At 35.7% G+C, this 18,281-nt stretch carries 17 protein-coding genes, 1 pseudogene and 1 riboswitch; of the genes and pseudogenes, 15 read left to right on the top strand and 3 right to left on the bottom strand.

The features are described 5' to 3' along the window. Positions 1 to 39 precede the first annotated feature (39 nt). The 8 genes and pseudogenes from blaCHM to BOQ64_RS06630 all read left to right on the top strand — a co-directional run bounded on the left by blaCHM (position 40) and on the right by BOQ64_RS06630 (position 6,757). A complete protein-coding gene (gene blaCHM / locus BOQ64_RS06665; RefSeq protein ID WP_228448243.1) occupies positions 40 to 786 on the top strand; it encodes a CHM family subclass B1 metallo-beta-lactamase in 747 nt (248 codons plus the stop codon). A 90-nt stretch (positions 787 to 876) separates the two neighbouring features. Then, a complete protein-coding gene (locus BOQ64_RS06660) occupies positions 877 to 1,653 on the top strand; it encodes an alpha/beta fold hydrolase (RefSeq protein WP_129054390.1) in 777 nt (258 codons plus the stop codon). Between the two features lie 11 nt (positions 1,654 to 1,664). Continuing rightward, positions 1,665 to 2,014 (top strand): annotated as a pseudogene (locus BOQ64_RS06655) (DUF2200 domain-containing protein). A 38-nt stretch (positions 2,015 to 2,052) separates the two neighbouring features. Next, positions 2,053 to 3,021: a DUF2157 domain-containing protein gene (locus BOQ64_RS06650; RefSeq protein ID WP_129054386.1), complete on the top strand. Its 969-nt coding sequence runs from the start codon at positions 2,053 to 2,055 to the stop codon at positions 3,019 to 3,021. Then, positions 3,011 to 4,087, top strand: coding sequence for a DUF4401 domain-containing protein (locus tag BOQ64_RS06645; RefSeq protein WP_129054384.1), 1,077 nt, complete (start codon positions 3,011 to 3,013; stop codon positions 4,085 to 4,087). Before BOQ64_RS06650 ends, BOQ64_RS06645 begins: the two co-directional genes overlap by 11 nt. Continuing rightward, entirely contained in the window at positions 4,074 to 4,562 is a 489-nt protein-coding gene (locus BOQ64_RS06640; RefSeq protein WP_129054382.1) for a GDYXXLXY domain-containing protein, read from the top strand. The genes BOQ64_RS06645 and BOQ64_RS06640 overlap by 14 nt, the downstream gene beginning before the upstream one ends. A gap of 198 nt (positions 4,563 to 4,760) precedes the next feature. Further along, a riboswitch (FMN riboswitch) is annotated at positions 4,761 to 4,886 on the top strand. 92 nt (positions 4,887 to 4,978) lie between these two features. Continuing rightward, on the top strand, positions 4,979 to 5,626 hold the full coding sequence (gene ribB, locus BOQ64_RS06635) for a 3,4-dihydroxy-2-butanone-4-phosphate synthase (protein ID WP_129054380.1): 648 nt from the start codon (positions 4,979 to 4,981) through the stop codon (positions 5,624 to 5,626). A gap of 132 nt (positions 5,627 to 5,758) precedes the next feature. Further along, positions 5,759 to 6,757: a T9SS type A sorting domain-containing protein gene (locus tag BOQ64_RS06630; protein ID WP_129054378.1), complete on the top strand. Its 999-nt coding sequence runs from the start codon at positions 5,759 to 5,761 to the stop codon at positions 6,755 to 6,757. A gap of 82 nt (positions 6,758 to 6,839) precedes the next feature. Here BOQ64_RS06630 and BOQ64_RS06625 read toward each other — a convergent pair whose 3' ends face one another. Further along, a complete protein-coding gene (locus tag BOQ64_RS06625; protein ID WP_228448241.1) occupies positions 6,840 to 8,849 on the bottom strand; it encodes an outer membrane beta-barrel protein in 2,010 nt (669 codons plus the stop codon). 254 nt (positions 8,850 to 9,103) lie between these two features. Between BOQ64_RS06625 and BOQ64_RS06620 the strand changes: the two genes are divergently transcribed. Then, positions 9,104 to 9,856 (top strand): DUF3575 domain-containing protein, encoded by a 753-nt coding sequence (locus BOQ64_RS06620; protein WP_129054374.1) that lies wholly within the window; start codon positions 9,104 to 9,106, stop codon positions 9,854 to 9,856. A 168-nt stretch (positions 9,857 to 10,024) separates the two neighbouring features. Then, the gene (locus tag BOQ64_RS06615) at positions 10,025 to 11,317 is read left to right on the top strand and encodes an MFS transporter (protein WP_129054372.1); all 1,293 of its coding nucleotides are present in this window, start codon (positions 10,025 to 10,027) and stop codon (positions 11,315 to 11,317) included. Positions 11,318 to 11,375: 58 nt separating this feature from the next. Here BOQ64_RS06615 and BOQ64_RS06610 read toward each other — a convergent pair whose 3' ends face one another. Next, on the bottom strand, positions 11,376 to 11,591 hold the full coding sequence (locus tag BOQ64_RS06610; RefSeq protein ID WP_066698089.1) for a hypothetical protein: 216 nt from the start codon (positions 11,589 to 11,591) through the stop codon (positions 11,376 to 11,378). 434 nt (positions 11,592 to 12,025) lie between these two features. On the opposite strand from BOQ64_RS06610, the gene BOQ64_RS06605 reads away from it, so the two are divergent. From BOQ64_RS06605 to BOQ64_RS06585, 5 genes are read left to right on the top strand one after another with little or no spacing between them, the layout of a single operon-like run. Further along, complete coding sequence (locus BOQ64_RS06605; protein WP_129054370.1) at positions 12,026 to 12,877, top strand: alpha/beta fold hydrolase; 852 nt, start codon at positions 12,026 to 12,028, stop codon at positions 12,875 to 12,877. Further along, on the top strand, positions 12,877 to 13,347 hold the full coding sequence (locus BOQ64_RS06600; protein WP_129054368.1) for an RNA polymerase sigma factor: 471 nt from the start codon (positions 12,877 to 12,879) through the stop codon (positions 13,345 to 13,347). The genes BOQ64_RS06605 and BOQ64_RS06600 overlap by 1 nt, the downstream gene beginning before the upstream one ends. Further along, on the top strand, positions 13,337 to 13,927 hold the full coding sequence (locus BOQ64_RS06595) for a hypothetical protein (RefSeq protein ID WP_129054366.1): 591 nt from the start codon (positions 13,337 to 13,339) through the stop codon (positions 13,925 to 13,927). The genes BOQ64_RS06600 and BOQ64_RS06595 overlap by 11 nt, the downstream gene beginning before the upstream one ends. Beyond that, on the top strand, positions 13,927 to 14,541 hold the full coding sequence (locus tag BOQ64_RS06590; protein WP_129054364.1) for a class I SAM-dependent methyltransferase: 615 nt from the start codon (positions 13,927 to 13,929) through the stop codon (positions 14,539 to 14,541). The genes BOQ64_RS06595 and BOQ64_RS06590 overlap by 1 nt, the downstream gene beginning before the upstream one ends. Positions 14,542 to 14,599: 58 nt before the next feature. Further along, positions 14,600 to 16,384, top strand: coding sequence for a GEVED domain-containing protein (locus BOQ64_RS06585; RefSeq protein WP_129054362.1), 1,785 nt, complete (start codon positions 14,600 to 14,602; stop codon positions 16,382 to 16,384). Between the two features lie 47 nt (positions 16,385 to 16,431). Here BOQ64_RS06585 and BOQ64_RS06580 read toward each other — a convergent pair whose 3' ends face one another. Then, positions 16,432 to 18,204 (bottom strand): ABC transporter ATP-binding protein, encoded by a 1,773-nt coding sequence (locus BOQ64_RS06580; protein WP_129059666.1) that lies wholly within the window; start codon positions 18,202 to 18,204, stop codon positions 16,432 to 16,434. Positions 18,205 to 18,281: the final 77 nt, after the last annotated feature.

The raw sequence follows: 18,281 nt of genomic DNA, 5'->3' as shown, positions 1-18,281 counted from the left end.
AATTTATTCTACAGAAAATCAGAAGAAACTATGAAAACAATGAAAGGTATATTCATTATTTTATTTTCCTTTTTCCTGTTAAGCTGCAATTCTCAGCATAAAAATAACTTCAGGGCAAAGGAGATTTATAAATCTGAAAACCTCATCATTACACAGATTTCAGAGAATTCTTTTATCCATACTTCTTTTAAACAAACTAATGATTTTGGAAATGTTCCCTGCAATGGGCTTATTGTAAAAAACAGTAATGAGACCATTGTTTTTGATACTCCAATAAATGATAAAAGTTCAGAAGAACTTATCCAATGGGTCAATAAGACACTGCATGCAAAAATCAATGCAGTTATCCCTACCCATTTTCATGATGACAGCGCAGGAGGATTACAGGCATTTCATAATCACAATATACCTTCCTACTCCTACTCTAAAACAATTGAATTAGCCAAAGAAAATAATTTTGTTCTTCCTCAAAACAGCTTCAGCGATTCCTTGATTTTGAAAGTAGGTAATGAAAAAACAATTACAAAGTTTTTCGGAGAAGGCCATACAAAAGATAACACTGTAGGTTATTTTCCAAGTGAAAACATTCTGTTTGGCGGCTGCCTGTTAAAAGAACTGGAAGCTGGTAAGGGATATTTAGGTGACGCCAATGTTAAAACATGGTCTGCTACTGTTGAAAAAGTAAAAAAAGAATATCCCAATGTAAAAATTGTGGTCCCGGGACATGGCGAATATGGAGATCATAAATTACTTGATTACACGATCAATTTATTCAAAGTTCAGTAAAATAAACTCCCCAGAAACAACCATTTCACCTTCTAAAGGCTTTTCGTACCTTAGTTTGCTTAAAGTTACACACCAAAAAATAAAGTTTCTATGGAAAAATTTACAGTCTCTTCAGATGGCCAAAAAATTCATTATAAAGAATCCGGAAACGGAAATACAGCAATCATTCTGGTCCATGGCTGGCTTGGAAACACTGAGTGGTGGAATGACCAACAGAAATATTTCAACCACAATTACCATGTTATACAAATAGATCTTGCCGGACACGGAAAATCTGATTCTTCCAGAGAGAACTGGACAAGTTCTCAATATGCAGACGATATAAAAGCCGTAGCCAACGCTCTAGAATCTCAGGATATAATTCTTGTGGGACATTCAATGTCCGGTGCTTATGTTCTTGAAGCTTCTTTAAAGATTCCAAAAGTAAAAGCTTTGGTTTTGATAGACACCTTAAAAGATCTGGATGAATCTTTTAATGATGAACAGGTAGAGCAGATATTATCCATGTACCGTTCTGATTTTAAAAACGCAGTAGAAAATATTCTTCCTCAATATCTTTTTGCAGAACAAACACCTGTTTCAGTAACAGAAAGAATACAAAAAGAGTTTCTTCAAAATGAACCGGAAAAAGCGATCAATGCACTGAAACCTTTATACGAAACCGATTTCAAAAGTATTGCTATGCAAGTTCAAATTCCGGTAATAGCCATTAACTCGGATGCTTCTCCTACCAATCTTGAAGGTAACCGAAAGTATTTAAAAGATTATGATTATGTAACCATTACAGGTGTTGGTCATTATCCTATGCTTGAAAAACCTGAAGAATTCAATACTATTCTCGGAGATGTTTTAAAAAGGTTAAGCTAAATAAAAAAGCGATGCAGAATACAAAAATCTTTGCCACAGCTTTCGCCAGTGTTTATCCACATTATATTCAAAAAGCAGAAAAAAAGGGACGTACAAAATCTGAGGTTCATGAAATTATTCACTGGCTGACCGGCTATGATGAACAGAGTCTTCAGGAACAACTAGACAAGAGAACTGATTTTAAAACTTTTTTTGAACAGGCTCCAAAAATGAATCCTAATGCTGCGTTAATCAAAGGGGTTATCTGTGGATATCGCATAGAGGAAATAGAAGATGAACTGATGAGAAACATCCGATATCTGGATAAACTGATAGATGAATTAGCCAAAGGAAAAAAATGGAAAAGATATTAAGGGAATAATTTTAGCTAGTCATAATTCAATATTTTACATATTCTAAATGAAAAAAATACAACGGGAAGATATTCAAATCCTTAGCAGGCACAGTAACCTCAGCGAACAGGAAGTCAGTATGCTTCTTAAAGACAATATTTACAACAATAAAGAGGCCTGGCAAAAATTTCTTAAACTATTCCTCATCAGTCTGGGAATAGGATTTACGGTATCCGGAATTATTTTCTTCTTCGCCTACAATTGGGCAGAATTACCAAAATTCGCCAAAATCGGATTAACGGAAGCATTAATTATTGCAACCACAGGTCTGGCTTTACTTCCTAAGATTAACAATAACATCAGAAACATTATCCTTACCGGAGCAGCGGCACTTGTTGGTGTTTTGTTTGCCGTATTTGGGCAGATCTATCAAACCGGCGCTGATGCTTATGATTTCTTTTTAGCCTGGACTATTTTTATCACGCTTTGGGTCATTATATCAGATTTTGCTCCTCTATGGCTTCTGTATGTGGTTTTAATGAATACTACGCTGATTCTTTATTCGGAACAAGTGGCCAAAGACTGGGATGACAGCATTATTCTCCTTTTACTTTTTGTTCTTAATGCTGCTGTTTTAATAGGCTCCATCCTACTTTCTCATTATAAAAAACTCAATATTCCTAATTGGTTCACCAATGTTTTATCACTGGCCGTAGTCAGCATTTCAACATTTGGACTTTGCCTTGATTTTGTGGACAGCCACAAAACTTTATTATCATTTTTAATTCCGCTCAGTATTATCACTTATACTTTAGGGATCTGGTATGGGTTCAAAACAAAAAAGAGTTTTTATTTTGCCATTATTCCTTTAAGTCTCGTCATTATTACCTGTTCTTTATTATTTAGAATAAGTGACAATGGAGATATATTAAATGAAGGTATATTCTTGTTAGTATTCGTTTTCGTTATTGCTAGCATCACCCTTATCATTAAAAATCTGATGAACCTTCAAAAAAAATGGAAAAATGAGAAATAAAGAAAATATAAAAGAACTGATGGATCATCTTCATACAGTAGATGGCAGAGAGATTCATTTTGATGAAGAAGCTATTACAGCCGCTTATGAAGAAAAAAATATTAATCATCAATCTTTAGCGATTAAAATATTATCCATTTTTGGTGGAATTATGGCCTGCCTTGCTTTTCTCGGGTTTATTTTCATGGTTCAGGTTTTAGATTCACAAATAGGAGCAGGAATATTCGGAGTTCTCTGCATTACAGGATCGTCTTTTATCAGCAAAATATCAGGAAAAACCATTGTAGATACCCTGAGTGTTTCCTTTTTCATTACTGGTTTCTCTCTTTTAGGTATGGCTCTCTATACAGAAGGTGATACAATTTACCCTGTATTTATTGCCCTGGCCCTAAGTGTATTATTTCTGGTCCAAAGCTATATTCTTTCCTTCATTTCTGTATTAATTATCAACGGAAGTATACTTGCATTTGCTGAAATTCATCATGCCTTTGCTCTTACATGTGCTGTCATTATTCTTCAGGCAGTCATCATTACTTTTCTATTCTTGTCAGAATCAAAAATAATAACCAAAAGCAAGATGTTGTCTAAACTGTATGATCCGGTTCGGACAGGAATGGTTTTTTCATTCATATTTACGCTCACAGTTTTTGGATTCAAATCTTTTTTTCGCGTTGAAGATGGAGCGTATTACTATGGCTTAATCCCATCTGTTGCTATTGTTATAGCCATTCTTTATGTGATATCTCACCTGTTCAGAACAGTACAGGTTACTGATACAACTTATAAGATTCTTATGTATGTTCTCACAGTTTTATTTTTATTACCTACTGTATTAACACCAACCATACCGGGAGCTATTCTTATTATTCTGCTAAGCTTTTTAGTGAACTACAAAACCGGATTTGTTTTAGCAGTTATTGCTTTGATCTGTTTTATCGGAAGGTTTTACTATGATCTTAACTTTACTTTACTCACCAAATCTATCCTTCTGTTTACATCAGGAATCATCTTTTTGGCGATCTATTTCTTTACTCACAAAAAACTGACAGCACATGAAAAAATATAAATGGGTTATCATCATTTTCAATCTTATCCTCTTATTGATCTACTTTAATTACTCTGTAGTTAAAAAAGAAACTTTATTAAAGAATGGACAGCCTATTTTATTAAAGTTAGCCCCTGTAGATCCCCGTTCATTAATGCAGGGGGATTATATGACCTTACGATATGATATTTCTAACAATATTAATGCTGAAAAGATTCCAAAACGTGGTTACTGTGTAGTAACACTTGATTCAAATGGTGTTGCGCAGCGGGCCCGTTTTCAAAAAGAAGCCACTCCACTGAAAAGCGGAGAATACCTCATCAAGTATTCTTCTCCCAATCAATGGAACATTAATATCGGAGCAGAATCTTTCTTTTTCCAGGAAGGACATGCTGAAAAATACAGCAAAGCAGCCTATGGCGGAATTAAAACAGACAAAGACGGAAACAGTTTATTAATAGGGTTATATGACGAACAATTAAAACAGATTCAATAAAATATATTCATCATAAAAAATTATAGTAAATCCACTCCTATCTGTGAGTGGATTTTTATTTTAAGATCAATCCGGTATTAAATCCAATCAAAAAATTCTTTTCCATTTCAAAAAAACTCCCGAAATTAGCGGCTTGTGCATTAAATGTATTCAATGAAATAAAAATTTAAATTAATACATACAGTAAAACTTAGTATAAGTTTTCTTCGGGGCAGGGTGAAATTCCCTACCGGCGGTTACAGTCCGCGACTCCTTTCTTATGAAGGGACTGATTTGGTGAAATTCCAAAACCGACAGTTAAAGTCTGGATGGGAGAAGAAAATGAGACATACGGTAAGATCCTTCATTGGCTCTTATGGTATCGTATTTCATTTCCATGTACCGAAGACTATTTTAACTTTTAAAAGTAAAATAACATGGAAAAATTATTAGAACAATTCGGAGCAAACTCCAAAGAACGTGTAGAAAAAGCACTTTCAACATTACAACAGGGAAAAGGTATTCTTTTAGTAGACGATGAAAACCGTGAAAATGAAGGAGACATCATCTTTCCCGCTTCCACTATTACAGAACAGGATATGGCACTTTTGATCCGCGAATGCAGCGGTATTGTTTGCTTATGCATTTCCGAAGAAAAAAGTAAGCATCTTAATCTGCGTCCTATGGTGGAAAACAACAACTCAAAAAATCAAACTGCGTTTACGATTTCTATTGAAGCCAGAGAAGGGGTAGAATCCGGAGTTTCAGCTAAAGACCGTGTAACAACTATCAGAACGGCTGTTGCAGCAGATGCTATGGCTGAACATATTGCAAGTCCGGGACATGTATTTCCTCTGATCGCCAGAAAAGATGGAGTTTTTGCAAGACGCGGCCACACAGAAGGCAGTGTAGACCTTGTAAAAATGGCTAATTTGGGTGATGATGCTGTACTTTGTGAACTTACCAATGAAGACGGTTCTATGGCAAGACTTCCTGAAATTGTAGAGTTCGCACTAAAAAAAGGGATGAGTGTAGTAACAATTGAAGACATTTATGCTTACCGAAAAATGGTTATGAGCAACTAAAATTACATCCATTTAATGCACAAAATAGCCGCCTGACGTTGTTGGGCGGCTTTTTAATTTTATTATTTCATAAAACCCAATTTAACATAAAATTGTTTCATCTTTTTAATTAACTTTAATAAAAAATTGGCCATGAAAAAATCTATCCTTCTTCTGTTGGGAACTTCTGCAATGTTTTCAGCTCAGATTACACTTACAAAAGCATCCCATGATCCACTTGTTAATGATGTGGTGGATAACAAACTTATTACCGGAACTGTAGACAACTCTGCAACCGGAGCAAATGCAACATTTTCAAACAACAGCCTTACACTAGGAAGTGCTCTGCCAATGAGCTATACAACTCCTTCTGCTGTTGAAATCAGTACTTTCCCTGGATCTACTATTAAAATGACTGACGGAACCAATACTATATTTTATAAAGCTTCTTCTACAAAGCTTGAAATTACAGGAGTCATCAACCCACAGGTCACCCTTAATTTAAGTATGGATAATGGTACTTATATTAATTATCCTACGACCTTCGGACCTGCTCAGACTGACACTGCCAAAGGAACATTCTCTGCTTCTTTAGCCAGCGGAATATGCGTAGGAACTACATCTACCCAAGCTGATGCCTACGGAACATTAATTCTTAACGGCCAGACTTACAATAATGTTCTTAGAGTAAAATTTGTACAGAATTTCAATTTACATTTACCAACTGATGTAACCTTTTCCAATCCTTTAGGTTCTGTAACCAATACAGCATATTCCTATTATGATGCCAGCCACAGATATCCACTGCTTAGCTCCACTACAGTAAATCTTTCGGTACCTGCACTGGGCATCAACCAGACTACTACAAGTGCGGTAGCATTGAATGTTGCAACACTGGCCGTAAGTAATACTGTTAAAAAAGAAAACTTCAGTGTATATCCTAATCCGGCTCAGGATTTTATTGGATTTAAAGGAACTACAGAAGGCTATTCAAAAGCGAATATTTATAGTCTGGACGGAAAACTTATTAAAACAGCAGATCTCAATTCAGGAAACATACAGATTTCTGATCTCCCACCAGCAGCTTATTTTATTGAAGTCAGTGGAAAAAATTCCGAGACCAAAAAGAATATAAAATTCATCAAGAAATAAATTATAAAAAACTCGTTCAAACAGATGAACGAGTTTTTTTCTGAGTAGAGGTTAAAGTATACCTGAAGTATCTTCCAGCCTTCTAAAAAGTGGCTGCCGGAGCGGTATCATTATTCAGTTTTTTCTGGAGTTCGGTTTTCTTTCCTTTAGAAAAATCATAGCTTATCCCCAGTATAAACATTGATTTATTATTCATAATCTGTGTATGAAGCCTATAGTCTACTAAGCTTTCTGATAGACTTTTCGTTTTATATTCAGAGGGCATCCCTATCCAGTACATTCCTGTAGAAAAAGTAACGTTTTTATGTTTATAGCGGATAAAAATATTATTCTGATTTTCGTTGGTATTCAGAAAAGCTCCGTTGAGACTATATGTTGGGATATTGAACTGATACTGTGCTGAGAAATTTTTATATTCCGAAGACAGCACAAAATAATTTCCAAAGTAATTATTTCTAATCACCTCACCTGTACTTGTTTTTACCATTTCGAAAGTAGGCGCTAAATTCGCCTTTATCACCAGAAGATTATTTCCGAAAGGCTTATAAGAACCAGAAATAAAAGCTCCACCCTGCTGAGAATACTGCCCGTTTTCATAAGTCAGTGCATATCCACCAAAAGTATGATCCAAAATATAGTACTGGTTGATTACCCGATCTGTATAAGAATAGAATACATTCAAATTAAAATCAAAATACTTGTTGTTCAATGAATAAGTTAAATTATTGGTCCATTTCTGCTGAGAGGAAAGAAATGGATTTCCTTTCTGTACAATATTGGGTGCCAGCTGCACCACATTACTGCTGAGAGCACTGCTCACCGGACTTATAGGTTTATAGCTGCTTGTAAAGCGGAGACTTTGATTATTTTTAAGTTGATACGCCAACACTACTTTTGGAGTAAAAGACCATTCATCAAAAGTATTTTCTGCACTTTTGTTATGAATATTCGTAAGACCTACCCCGATACGATAGCTGAACTTATCTATTTTCCCTGCAAATTCACTGTATAGATATTGCTCCAGATAAGTAACCTTATACTGAGAATATCCGGAAAGGTTATTCAGATCATTGGATATTGAAGAATTTGAGATACGATATCCTGAAGAAAGTTTCCCGGCTGTAAAATCATGAGTATGGGCCAGCTCCCCGACAAAACTTGTCTGCTTTGCTTTCAAAATCATATCATTATCATATACAGAAAGACCAGATCCGGTCACCCATTCTTTAGCTGTTTCTGAAGAATAGGTAGTATAATCAGAACCTACAGCATTAATACTCAGCTCATCTTTCGTTCCTATTTTTTTAGAATAATAAAGATCCAGTTTCGGTGTGACATAATCCGAACCGTTATTTTTAAACATACTGTGCTCTTCAGCAGTATTGTCTACCGTAAAAATACTTTGTCCTGCCCCTTTTGAAAAACGGTTGAAAATATTCATATTTAATTTTACCTGAAAAGCATAATCATCAGGGACTAAACGGGTATAACGTAATGCTACAGCTTGGAAAGTATATCCGAAATGATCTTTTCTATCCTCATTAGACCGGTAATGCTGTCCATCCAGGTGATAATCATATACACTGTTTACCCTTCTGTCTGTGTAATCTCTTAAATTAATAGAATATTCCAGCCCAATATCATTTTTACCTTTTGTGTAATTAGCATAAGCAGATGCGTTAACAAAACCGGTATTCAATGCTGATGATCCTTCAGCACCAAAAACATATCCTGTTTCAGTAGATCTTGTAAGAATATTCACTACAATATCTGCCCTGGTTGCCCATCTTGCTGGCGGAATATCATAGTACTCCACTTTCACTACTTCACTAGGAGCAACACTTCTGATCTGCATGTCTGTAGCTTCAACTCCATTAATCAGAAATAAAGCAGTACCTCCTTTTGTACTTGTAATGGTATTGGACACCGGATCCAGCTGCAGTTCCGGAAGCGTACCCAATAAATCTTTTGCATACCGGGCTCTTTCCAGGGCTTCTTTATCAAAAGTATACACTGCCTTATCAGCAAACTGCTTTTTACGTTGTGCTTTTACAATGATTTCCTGAAGCTCTTTCGTTTCGGAGGTGCTCACCGTATCTTTTTTGCTTCCTGCGAAAAGACAAAGGTTCCACAAAGAAAGCAAATGGCATATATTGTTTTTTTCATGTCAGATGGATTATACTTTTAGGACAATCTATTCTTGAAATCCATTACATTATCTTTATTTTTAAAATAAAAAAGTACCATCATCAGTAATAATTTGAATGTTTTTTTCTTTAAATAAAATTATTATGTTAAATTCAGCCTGTTTTTTGCTGCTATTTTTACACTGCAAAATATAAGATTATGAAAAAAGCAATTCTGTTCATCCCATGTCTTCTGTTTTCTACAGTGGAAGCACAGGAAACCTCAACCGTTTCTTCGGAGAAGATGAATATCATCAAGACGAATGTTACCGCTTACGCATTCAGGAATATCAACCTGTCTTACGAACGCGCATTTAACCAATGGCTTTCTCTTAATATTGGTTTTGGGACCATGCCGGAAGGAAAAGTACCCTTTATCAACGCTTTCCTGAAAGATAAAGATGAAAAAAGATTTGAAAACCTAAGGGTAAAAGCCACCAATTTCACCATTGAACCCAGATTTTATATTGGAAAAGGTTATGGAAAAGGATTCTATTTTGCTCCTTATTACCGATATTCTGATGTTTCTTCCAATACCTTTGATTTTTATTATGATTATAACGGTCCGAATGGTATTACTTATCAAATCCCATTAAAAGGACAGGGAGATACAAAAGGAAATAGTGGCGGGCTTATGGTAGGTGTACAGTTTTTCCTTACCCGAAGTCAAAATCTGGTCCTGGATTTCTGGATTGCAGGCGCTCATTACGGAAGTGGAAAAGGGGATTTTACAATGACCTCAGATTATGTTCTCACTCCGGATATGCAGGCACAGTTAAAAAAAGAGATCGAAAATCTGGATATTCCGTTTGTAAAATATACTGTAGAAACCAATTCTAACGGAGCCAAAATAAGAGTGGACGGGCCATGGGCCGGTTTCAGAAGCGGACTTTCTTTGGGGTATAGATTTTAACACCTCAAACTAACCTTCAATATAAACAAACAATGATATATGGTTTTATATTCATTGTTATTCGTTATGCCCAAATAATATTCATCAACTGAAAATATTTATCTTCAGTTTCCAATAAATGAGAAATCACCAGAATTTGTATCTTGAGCCTTACAATATAATTGATTTATGAATTCATCTTCCATTACCACAGGCCAAAGAATAAAAGCTATTATAGGTGGTTCCATCGGAAATCTTGTAGAATGGTATGACTGGTATGCCTATGCAGCTTTTGCCATTTATTTTTCTCATTCTTTTTTCCCGGATTCTGACCTGAATGCACAGTTGATGAATACTGCAGGCATCTTTGCTGTTGGATTTCTTATGCGTCCTATTGGCGGATGGATGTTCGGGAGTATCGCCGATAAGATCGGAAGAAAAAGGGCAATGACATTATCTGTACTGTTGATGTCTTTTGGATCTCTTCTTATTGCTCTTACCCCCACCTATAAATCTATAGGAATTTTTGCACCCGCCCTACTACTGCTTGCCAGATTACTTCAGGGATTAAGCGTGGGTGGAGAATATGGCGTTTCTGCTACTTATCTCAGTGAAATGGCAACACAGGACAGAAGAGGATTCTATTCCAGCTTTCAGTATGTAACGTTGATTGGTGGGCAGCTTATTGCCTTAGGAATTCAACTTATTCTGCAGAAATTATTATTAACAGAAACTCAGCTGGAAACCTGGGGCTGGCGAATCCCTTTTGTGATTGGTGCCATGCTTTCTATTATTGCTCTGTATCTGCGGGCTAATCTCCATGAAACAGAAGCTTTTGAAAATAAAAAAGAGGTTAATGAAAAAAAGAAAGGAACGGTAAAAGAACTTCTGAAGCACCCAAAAGCTTTACTGACCGTGGTAGGTCTTACTTTAGGAGGAACACTTGCCTTCTATACCTATACCACTTATATGCAAAAATTCCTGGTGAATACGGTACATCTTACCAAGGAAGAATCTACTCTTATTTCTTTTATCTCCTTATTTATATTTGCCTGTCTGCAGCCTGTATTTGGCGGATTATCGGACAGGATTGGAAGAAGACCGCTTCTTTTGGGATTTGGAGTTCTGGGAACTTTATGTACAGTTCCGCTTCTCACTGCACTCAGTACCACAACCTCAATGTGGGCTGCCTTTTTTCTTATTATGGCTGCCCTTATCATTGTGAGTGGTTATACTTCTATTAATGCAGTGGTAAAAGCTGAGCTTTTTCCGGCCGAGATCAGAGCTCTTGGTGTGGGTCTTCCCTATGCTATTACAGTGGCTGTTTTTGGTGGAACTGCAGAATATATTGCCCTTTGGTTTAAAAAAATCGGTTCTGAAGAATATTTCTATTGGTATATTACAGGCTGCATTTTGTTTTCTCTTGTGGTATATATCGGAATGAAGGATACCAAGAAAACCTCAACGTTGGATAAAGATTAATTTTATAAACTCTATAAAGAAACCGCCGCCACAGATTCTCTGTGGCGGCGGTTATATTTTAGTGATAAGCCTGTTTAAATTTTTCTATGATATTGTCCAGATTATGACGCTGAACATACACAGTCTTCACCTCTTCATATCGCGGTGATTTGTAGAAAACTTCATGAAAATCCATACTTCCATTTCCTACTTTTACTACTTTCTGTACTTCAATATTAAGTTTTTTCAACTCGTCTTTAAAGACTTTAAATTCATCTTGGATACTACTGCTCATTTATATTTTTTAGTTTTTCGTTAAAAATTCCTTTTTTGTCTGCCTACCCCATCACTTCCCGGGGTAGCGACTTAAACCTTCAATAAAATTAATAATTTTTTCAAATATAAACACCATTAAGTTATTATTTTTTTATTTTATTCATCAAAACAATCAAAACATAATTCATTTAATAACCCTCATTAATCACGCATCAGAGAGGAAATATCAATCAACCGCCCTAAACATCGCACGATTCATGATTTTTATCATATCAATTACAAAAAAAACAATTAGTTCAAAAATTATTACAAAAAAAATTAATTCTACTCTTTCCTTTATACTAAAGGTTTTCAAAGAAGGAAAAATATTTTTTTAAAAAAATCAAAAAATAGTGTAACATTTTAAAAAGGCTCGTCTCTAAAAGACAAATAAACCTTAAAACTTTAGAAATCATGAAAAAATTCACATTCCTTCTTATCATCATGTTATTTTTTGCAGCGGTATGTAATATATTTGGTCAGGAAAAAACATACCCGTTTGAGGTAAAAAAATCCGGAAAAGGAAAACAGTCTTTAATTCTGATTCCCGGATTTGCTTCTTCAGGAGATGTATGGAACGAAACAACTGCAAAGTTTGAAAAAGATTTCACCTGCTATACCTTAACCATGGCAGGGTTTGCAGGGGCAAAACCTGATGCTGATGCCAGCTTCAAAGATTGGGAAAAGGGAATTGCAGCTTATATAAAGAATAATAAAATTGAAAAGCCCGTTATTATTGGACACAGTATGGGTGGTGGTCTTGCCTTGGCTATTGCTGCAGATTATCCTGAACTGGTAGGTAAAATTGTGATTGTAGATACTTTACCTAGCCTGGCAGCTCTCTCTAATCCTAACTTCACGTCTAAAGAAAATAACGACTGCTCATCAACCATTAATAAATTGACAGCAATGACCGATGAACAATTCCGTCAAATGCAGACCCAATCTATTCCACGTCTTCTCGCAGAAACTTCTATGCAGAGTACAGTGATTGACTGGAGCATGAAATCTGACAGAAAAACATTTGCCAAAATGTACTGTGACTTCTCCAATACCGATCTTAGAGAAACGATTAAAAATATACAATGTCCTTCTCTGATTTTACTGGAGTCTTATTTTGTATTTATGAAGCCTTCCATTGAAGCTCAGTATGCCAATCTTAAAAATGCCAATCTTCAATATTCTACGAAAGGATTACATTTCATTATGTATGATGATAAAGAATGGTATTTTAATCAGCTTAATAACTTTTTATCTTCGAAATAATGGTATTTGAGGATATTTACGAACTCTACTGGCAAAAGATATTCCGTCTGTGCATGGGATATGTAAATGATACTGATCTTGCCCAGGATCTTGCTCAGGAAACATTTATCATTGTATGGCAACAGCTTCCGAAATTCAGAAATGAATCCAGCATTGGAACATGGATCTTCAGAATTGCTTCCAATAATTGTCTCCGGCAGATTGAAAAGGAAAAAAGATTCTCCAAAACAGATCTCCCCATTAACCTGGAAGAGAAAAAACAGGAATCTATGGAACCTCAGATTCAGATGCTCTATCAATATATTTCAGAGCTTCCGGAAACGGATAGAATTATCATCTCCCTGGAGCTGGAAGAGGTAAAACAGGCAGAAATAGCCCAGATCACAGGACTCTCGGAATCCAATATCCGGGTAAAGATTCACAGGATCAAAGAAAAATTAACACAAAAGTTTAAAAACAATGGATACTAATATCGATTTTAAAAATATCTGGAAGCAACAGACAGCTCCCAAACCCAATATAGAAGAGCTTCTTCAAAAGCTGAAAAAATTTAAAAATGAAAATCTCCGTAAACTGATCCTCACCAACCTCCTATTAATTGTAACCAGTCTGGGCATCGGTTTTATATGGTATCGGTATCAGCCTCAGCTTCTGAGCACCAAAATTGGGATTGTACTTGTGATTCTTGCCATGGTTATTTTTCTGTTGGTTTACAACAGAATGTTTATGATCTTTTATAGAATAGACAATACAAAATCCAACAGTGAATACCTTCAAAATCTATATCTGGTAAAGTATAAGCAGAAGTTTATGCAGACCACCATGCTTAACCTTTATTTCATTATGCTGTTTTCGGGAATATGTCTTTACATGTATGAATATGCAGCAAAAATGTCATCCGTCTCTGCAATTTTAGTGTATGCTGCAACTTTTATATGGATAGGCTTCAACTGGTTGTATATAAGACCCAAAACAATAAAAAAACAACAGGGGAAAATTGACGGATTAATTAATAAATTTGAAGAAATAAATAATCAGTTAAAAGACTAATGAATTCTTCCGAAAATAAAAATCACTGGGAAAATGTTTACGAAACTAAAAACCCGGACCAGGTAAGCTGGACTCAGAAAAAGCCTCAGACTTCACTTGATTTTATTAATTCCTTCGGATTGGGAAAAGAGGCTAAAATCATAGATATTGGTGGTGGAGACAGTAATCTGGTTGATTTTCTGCTTGAAGAAGGCTATGAAAATATTACAGTACTGGATATCTCTGCCAAAGCTTTGGAAAAAGCAAAACAAAGATTGGGTAACAAAGCTGATAAAGTAAAATGGATTGCTACAGATATTACCGCTTTTCAACCTACAGAAGCTTATGACATCTGGCATGACAGAGCAGCTTTCCACTTCCTGACTACTCCGGAACAGGTCTCAAAATATATTGATATTGCAACGAAAAACATTACTGGATATCTGGTATTAGGAACTTTTTCTAAAAATGGTCCTACCAAATGCAGCGGACTGGATATTCAGCAATATGATGAGGAATCGCTTTCTGAAAATTTTAAAAAAGATTTTGAAAAGATTCAATGTATTACTGAAGACCACACTACTCCATTTGAAACCACTCAGAACTTTATTTTCTGTAGTTTTAAAAAGCACTGATCTGTACCGTTTTTTATTTATTTTTGGCGGATAAAAACAACACTTAAAATAAATAACTTTGAAAAAACTATTATTTCTGCTTGCTACAGTAAGCTTATCTTCTAGCTTTTATTCACAAAACACAGAATTTTTAGAATGTGGAACTGATGAATTAATGAAAAAACATTATGCCAAGTTCCCAAATGAAAAAATTCAGGATGATGCCTTCAACCTGGAATTATCCAAAATGATGAAAACTGGAAAACTGGCTGCAAAGAATGGTCAGAACCAGGTATATGAAATTCCCATTGTTGTACACGTTGTAGGAGACGGAAGCCCAATAGGAAACGTCAATAATAAGTCGGATGCTGACATTATTGCCTGGGTAAACTATACCAATGGTGTTTTTGCAGGAAATGCATCCAGTGGAATGGCTGCTACAAGTTCTGCCCTGCCTGTAAAATTTGTATTTGCGAAGATAGATCCTAACTGTAACCCTACCAACGGTATCAATAGAATAGATGCCTCTGCCCTTCCAAAATATGTAAGCGGTGGGGTAAATGACGACAATACAACCAATGCAGTACCGGCAACAGAAATTACGGCATTGGGGCAATGGGATACCAGCAAATATTACAATATCTATGTTGTTAAAAAACTAACTTCAAACGCAGGAGCTTTGAATGGATATGCTTACTATCCGGGTGGAAGCAATGATTATTCTTTTATGGCAACCAGCGCTTCGGCAGTGAATGCGCAAACGCTTGCTCACGAGTTTGGCCATGCTTTAGGTTTAAGACACACCCACGAAGGATATAATGCAACTACAGGAGACTGTCCGGTAAATACCGACTGTACAATAAATGGTGATTTGGTATGTGACACTGAACCTATGAAAAGTCTTTATCACTCTTCTGTTCCAAGAAACTGTCAAACGGGACAAATCAATCCATGTACCAGCCTAGTATACGCTGGTGGAGAAAGAAATGTAATGTCTTATACATTCTGCTTCAGAGATTTGTTTACACAGGGACAGACAGATCGTGCAACAGCACAACTTCTTAAATTCAGACAATCCTTAATTAACTCTCCGGTTGCTGCCAATACAACTCCTAATAATAATGTTTCTCTTACCAGTACATGTACTCCGACTTCAATAAGTAATCCCGGATCATATAATATCGGAATTACTACAGTAAAGTTCGGAAGTATCAATAACTCTTCTAACAATTATAAGCAGGCCATCAATAATTTCTATGAAAATTTTACCGGAAGTTATTGTTTGGGAACCAGCAAAACCACTATTCCTAACAGCACAGCAACAACAATCACTGTAGCTCCGGGAACAAGCAACAACCACGCTATAAAGGCATATATTGATTATAATAATGATGGGCAGTTCAATGAAACTACAGAGCTTATTTTGAATCAGACAGGCGTAGCCAACGGTTCATTTGCTACTGCTTCTGTAACTCCACCATCAGATGCTGTATTGAATACACCATTAAGGATGAGAGTTATTGGTGATTTGACAGGTACTACCATTACATCATGTTATACTCCAAAATACGGACAGGTGGAAGATTATTCTGTTACCATCGTATCTCAGTCTTCGTTGTCAGTAAACGATGTAGCTGCAAAGAATAATTCTTTTATTACCAAGGATGAAAGTTCAGTGTACGTAAAGAGTGATTCCAGAATTTCTTCAATCCATATTTATGATGCATCAGGAAAATTATTGGCTGACAAAACAGGAATCAATGCTTCAGAATTCAGAATTCCTATCAGTCAAAAGAATACCATCATCACAGTGAATGTCGTTCTAAAGGATGGAAAGGCAATGACCAAGAAATTAAAACTTTAATTATCTGAAATAAACAAAAAAGAGAGCTAATTGCTCTCTTTTTTTATTTAGTACATCTTTTGTTTTGATTCTTTTTCTTCTTCCAGTTCTACTTCATGTCTAAGCTGTGCTTTGTATAAAGTAGCATAATAACCATTTTTATCCAGAAGTTCCAGATGTTTTCCTTCTTCTACAATTTTACCGTGTTCCATCACAATAATTTTGTCTGCTTTTTCAATAGTGGAAAGTCTGTGGGCAATAATAATGGATGTTCTATTTTTAGTAATTTTTTCTGTAGCTCTCTGAATCAGCTTTTCACTTTCATGATCAATGGAAGAGGTTGCTTCATCCAGGATCAGGATCTTTGGATCTGATAAATAAGCTCTCAAAAATGATAATAATTGTCTTTGACCTAAGGAAATAGAAGATCCTCTTTCGCTTACTACATAATCATATCCACCCGGAAGCTGCTCAATAAACTGATCTACTTCAATTTCTTTAGCACCCGCCTTTATTTTTTCAAGAGTAATACTGTCATCCCCAAAAGCAAGGTTTTCAAAAATACTTCCGTGGAAAAGGAATACATCCTGCAATACCACTCCGATATGACTTCTCAGATTATAAAGCTCATAATCCTTCAAATCAACATCATCAATAAGAATATTTCCGGAATTGATATCATAAAGTCTTGTAATCAAACTGATAATTGTAGATTTTCCGGCACCCGTTGCCCCAACAATGGCAACAGTTTCTCCCGGATTTACTTTAAAGTCAATCCCTTTCAACACTTCCTGTTTTTCATCATAAGCAAAATGTACTTTCTGGAATTCAATTTTACCCGCAAAATGATCTTTTTTCACAGTCCCTGTGTTCGCCATTGAATTGTCTTCATCCATTAATCCCAAAACCCTTTCTGCTCCTACAATTCCTCTCTGAATATTGTTAAAACGGTCTGCAATCTGTCTTAAAGGACGAATCAGCATTGAAATATACTGGATAAATGCAATAACGACCCCTGCACTGATGGTAATATATCCCCCGTAAAACAGGATAAACCCTATAAATAATGAGGAAATAAGCTCTACTACGGGAAAGAACAATGAGAAAATGAAAACAGTTCTCAGCAATGCAGATTTCAGGGTAATATTAATATCATCAAATTTCTTAAACTCAGATTCCTGTCTGTTAAACACCTGGATGATTGACATTCCTGCCAGCCTTTCCTGTACAAATGAATTTTGGGTAGCTGTCCAGTTTCTCTCATCTCCAAAAGCTTTTTTCAGTCTTTTCTGGAAGAATCTTGTAATCACAACCATTAAAGGCAGAATTGCCAGTGTAATATAACTCAGGTGAACATTCGTGCTGAACATCATCACCAAAACGAATACAATTCTCAGAATATCTCCGAAAACCATCAGGAAACCATCTGTATAAACAGTAGCAATGGTTTCTACATCTCCTACAGCACGGGTTACCAACTGACCGATTGGAGTTTTATCAAAAAATGATGTTTTAAAATAAATCAGTTTGGAATATAATCTTTCACGGATGTCACGAATTACATTCTGTGAAATAAAATTAGAAAAATAAACCAGGAAAAAATTTAAGACAGTTTCAGCAAATACTAATCCTACAAGGATATAGATATGCTTCATCATCACGGCTTTGTCCTGTAGCTTTGTGATATCGTTATCTACTACTTCCATCGTAAGATAGGGCCTGTAAGTAGAAACTATTGAAAGTATGACGGAGATGATTAAAGTAAGGATGAACCAGGAACGAAATTTCATTCCAATAAAGAACAGCCTTTTTACAATTCCCCAGGTATCTTGTTTTTTCATTATACGAATTGAAGAAAAGAATTAAAATTCTCTGCAAAAATAAGATTTTATAAGTTGCCAGCCTGTACAACTTTTAC

It is taken from the genome of Chryseobacterium sp. CH25, assembly GCF_004119455.1.
Lineage (GTDB): Bacteria > Bacteroidota > Bacteroidia > Flavobacteriales > Weeksellaceae > Chryseobacterium.
The sequence above is the reverse complement of the archived record's forward strand: the minus strand, read 5'-3'. Positions and strand labels throughout refer to the sequence as shown.

Bases quoted from the DNA above. Each gene is read 5' to 3' on its own strand.
- blaCHM (WP_228448243.1), top strand. From the start codon at position 40: ATGAAAGGTATATTCATTATTTTATTTTCCTTTTTCCTGTTAAGCTGC.
- BOQ64_RS06660 (WP_129054390.1), top strand. From the start codon at position 877: ATGGAAAAATTTACAGTCTCTTCAGATGGCCAAAAAATTCATTATAAA.
- BOQ64_RS06650 (WP_129054386.1), top strand. From the start codon at position 2,053: ATGAAAAAAATACAACGGGAAGATATTCAAATCCTTAGCAGGCACAGT.
- BOQ64_RS06645 (WP_129054384.1), top strand. From the start codon at position 3,011: ATGAGAAATAAAGAAAATATAAAAGAACTGATGGATCATCTTCATACA.
- BOQ64_RS06640 (WP_129054382.1), top strand. From the start codon at position 4,074: ATGAAAAAATATAAATGGGTTATCATCATTTTCAATCTTATCCTCTTA.
- ribB (WP_129054380.1), top strand. From the start codon at position 4,979: ATGGAAAAATTATTAGAACAATTCGGAGCAAACTCCAAAGAACGTGTA.
- BOQ64_RS06630 (WP_129054378.1), top strand. From the start codon at position 5,759: ATGAAAAAATCTATCCTTCTTCTGTTGGGAACTTCTGCAATGTTTTCA.
- BOQ64_RS06620 (WP_129054374.1), top strand. From the start codon at position 9,104: ATGAAAAAAGCAATTCTGTTCATCCCATGTCTTCTGTTTTCTACAGTG.
- BOQ64_RS06615 (WP_129054372.1), top strand. From the start codon at position 10,025: ATGAATTCATCTTCCATTACCACAGGCCAAAGAATAAAAGCTATTATA.
- BOQ64_RS06610 (WP_066698089.1), bottom strand. From the start codon at position 11,591: ATGAGCAGTAGTATCCAAGATGAATTTAAAGTCTTTAAAGACGAGTTG.
- BOQ64_RS06605 (WP_129054370.1), top strand. From the start codon at position 12,026: ATGAAAAAATTCACATTCCTTCTTATCATCATGTTATTTTTTGCAGCG.
- BOQ64_RS06600 (WP_129054368.1), top strand. From the start codon at position 12,877: ATGGTATTTGAGGATATTTACGAACTCTACTGGCAAAAGATATTCCGT.
- BOQ64_RS06595 (WP_129054366.1), top strand. From the start codon at position 13,337: ATGGATACTAATATCGATTTTAAAAATATCTGGAAGCAACAGACAGCT.
- BOQ64_RS06590 (WP_129054364.1), top strand. From the start codon at position 13,927: ATGAATTCTTCCGAAAATAAAAATCACTGGGAAAATGTTTACGAAACT.
- BOQ64_RS06580 (WP_129059666.1), bottom strand. From the start codon at position 18,204: ATGAAAAAACAAGATACCTGGGGAATTGTAAAAAGGCTGTTCTTTATT.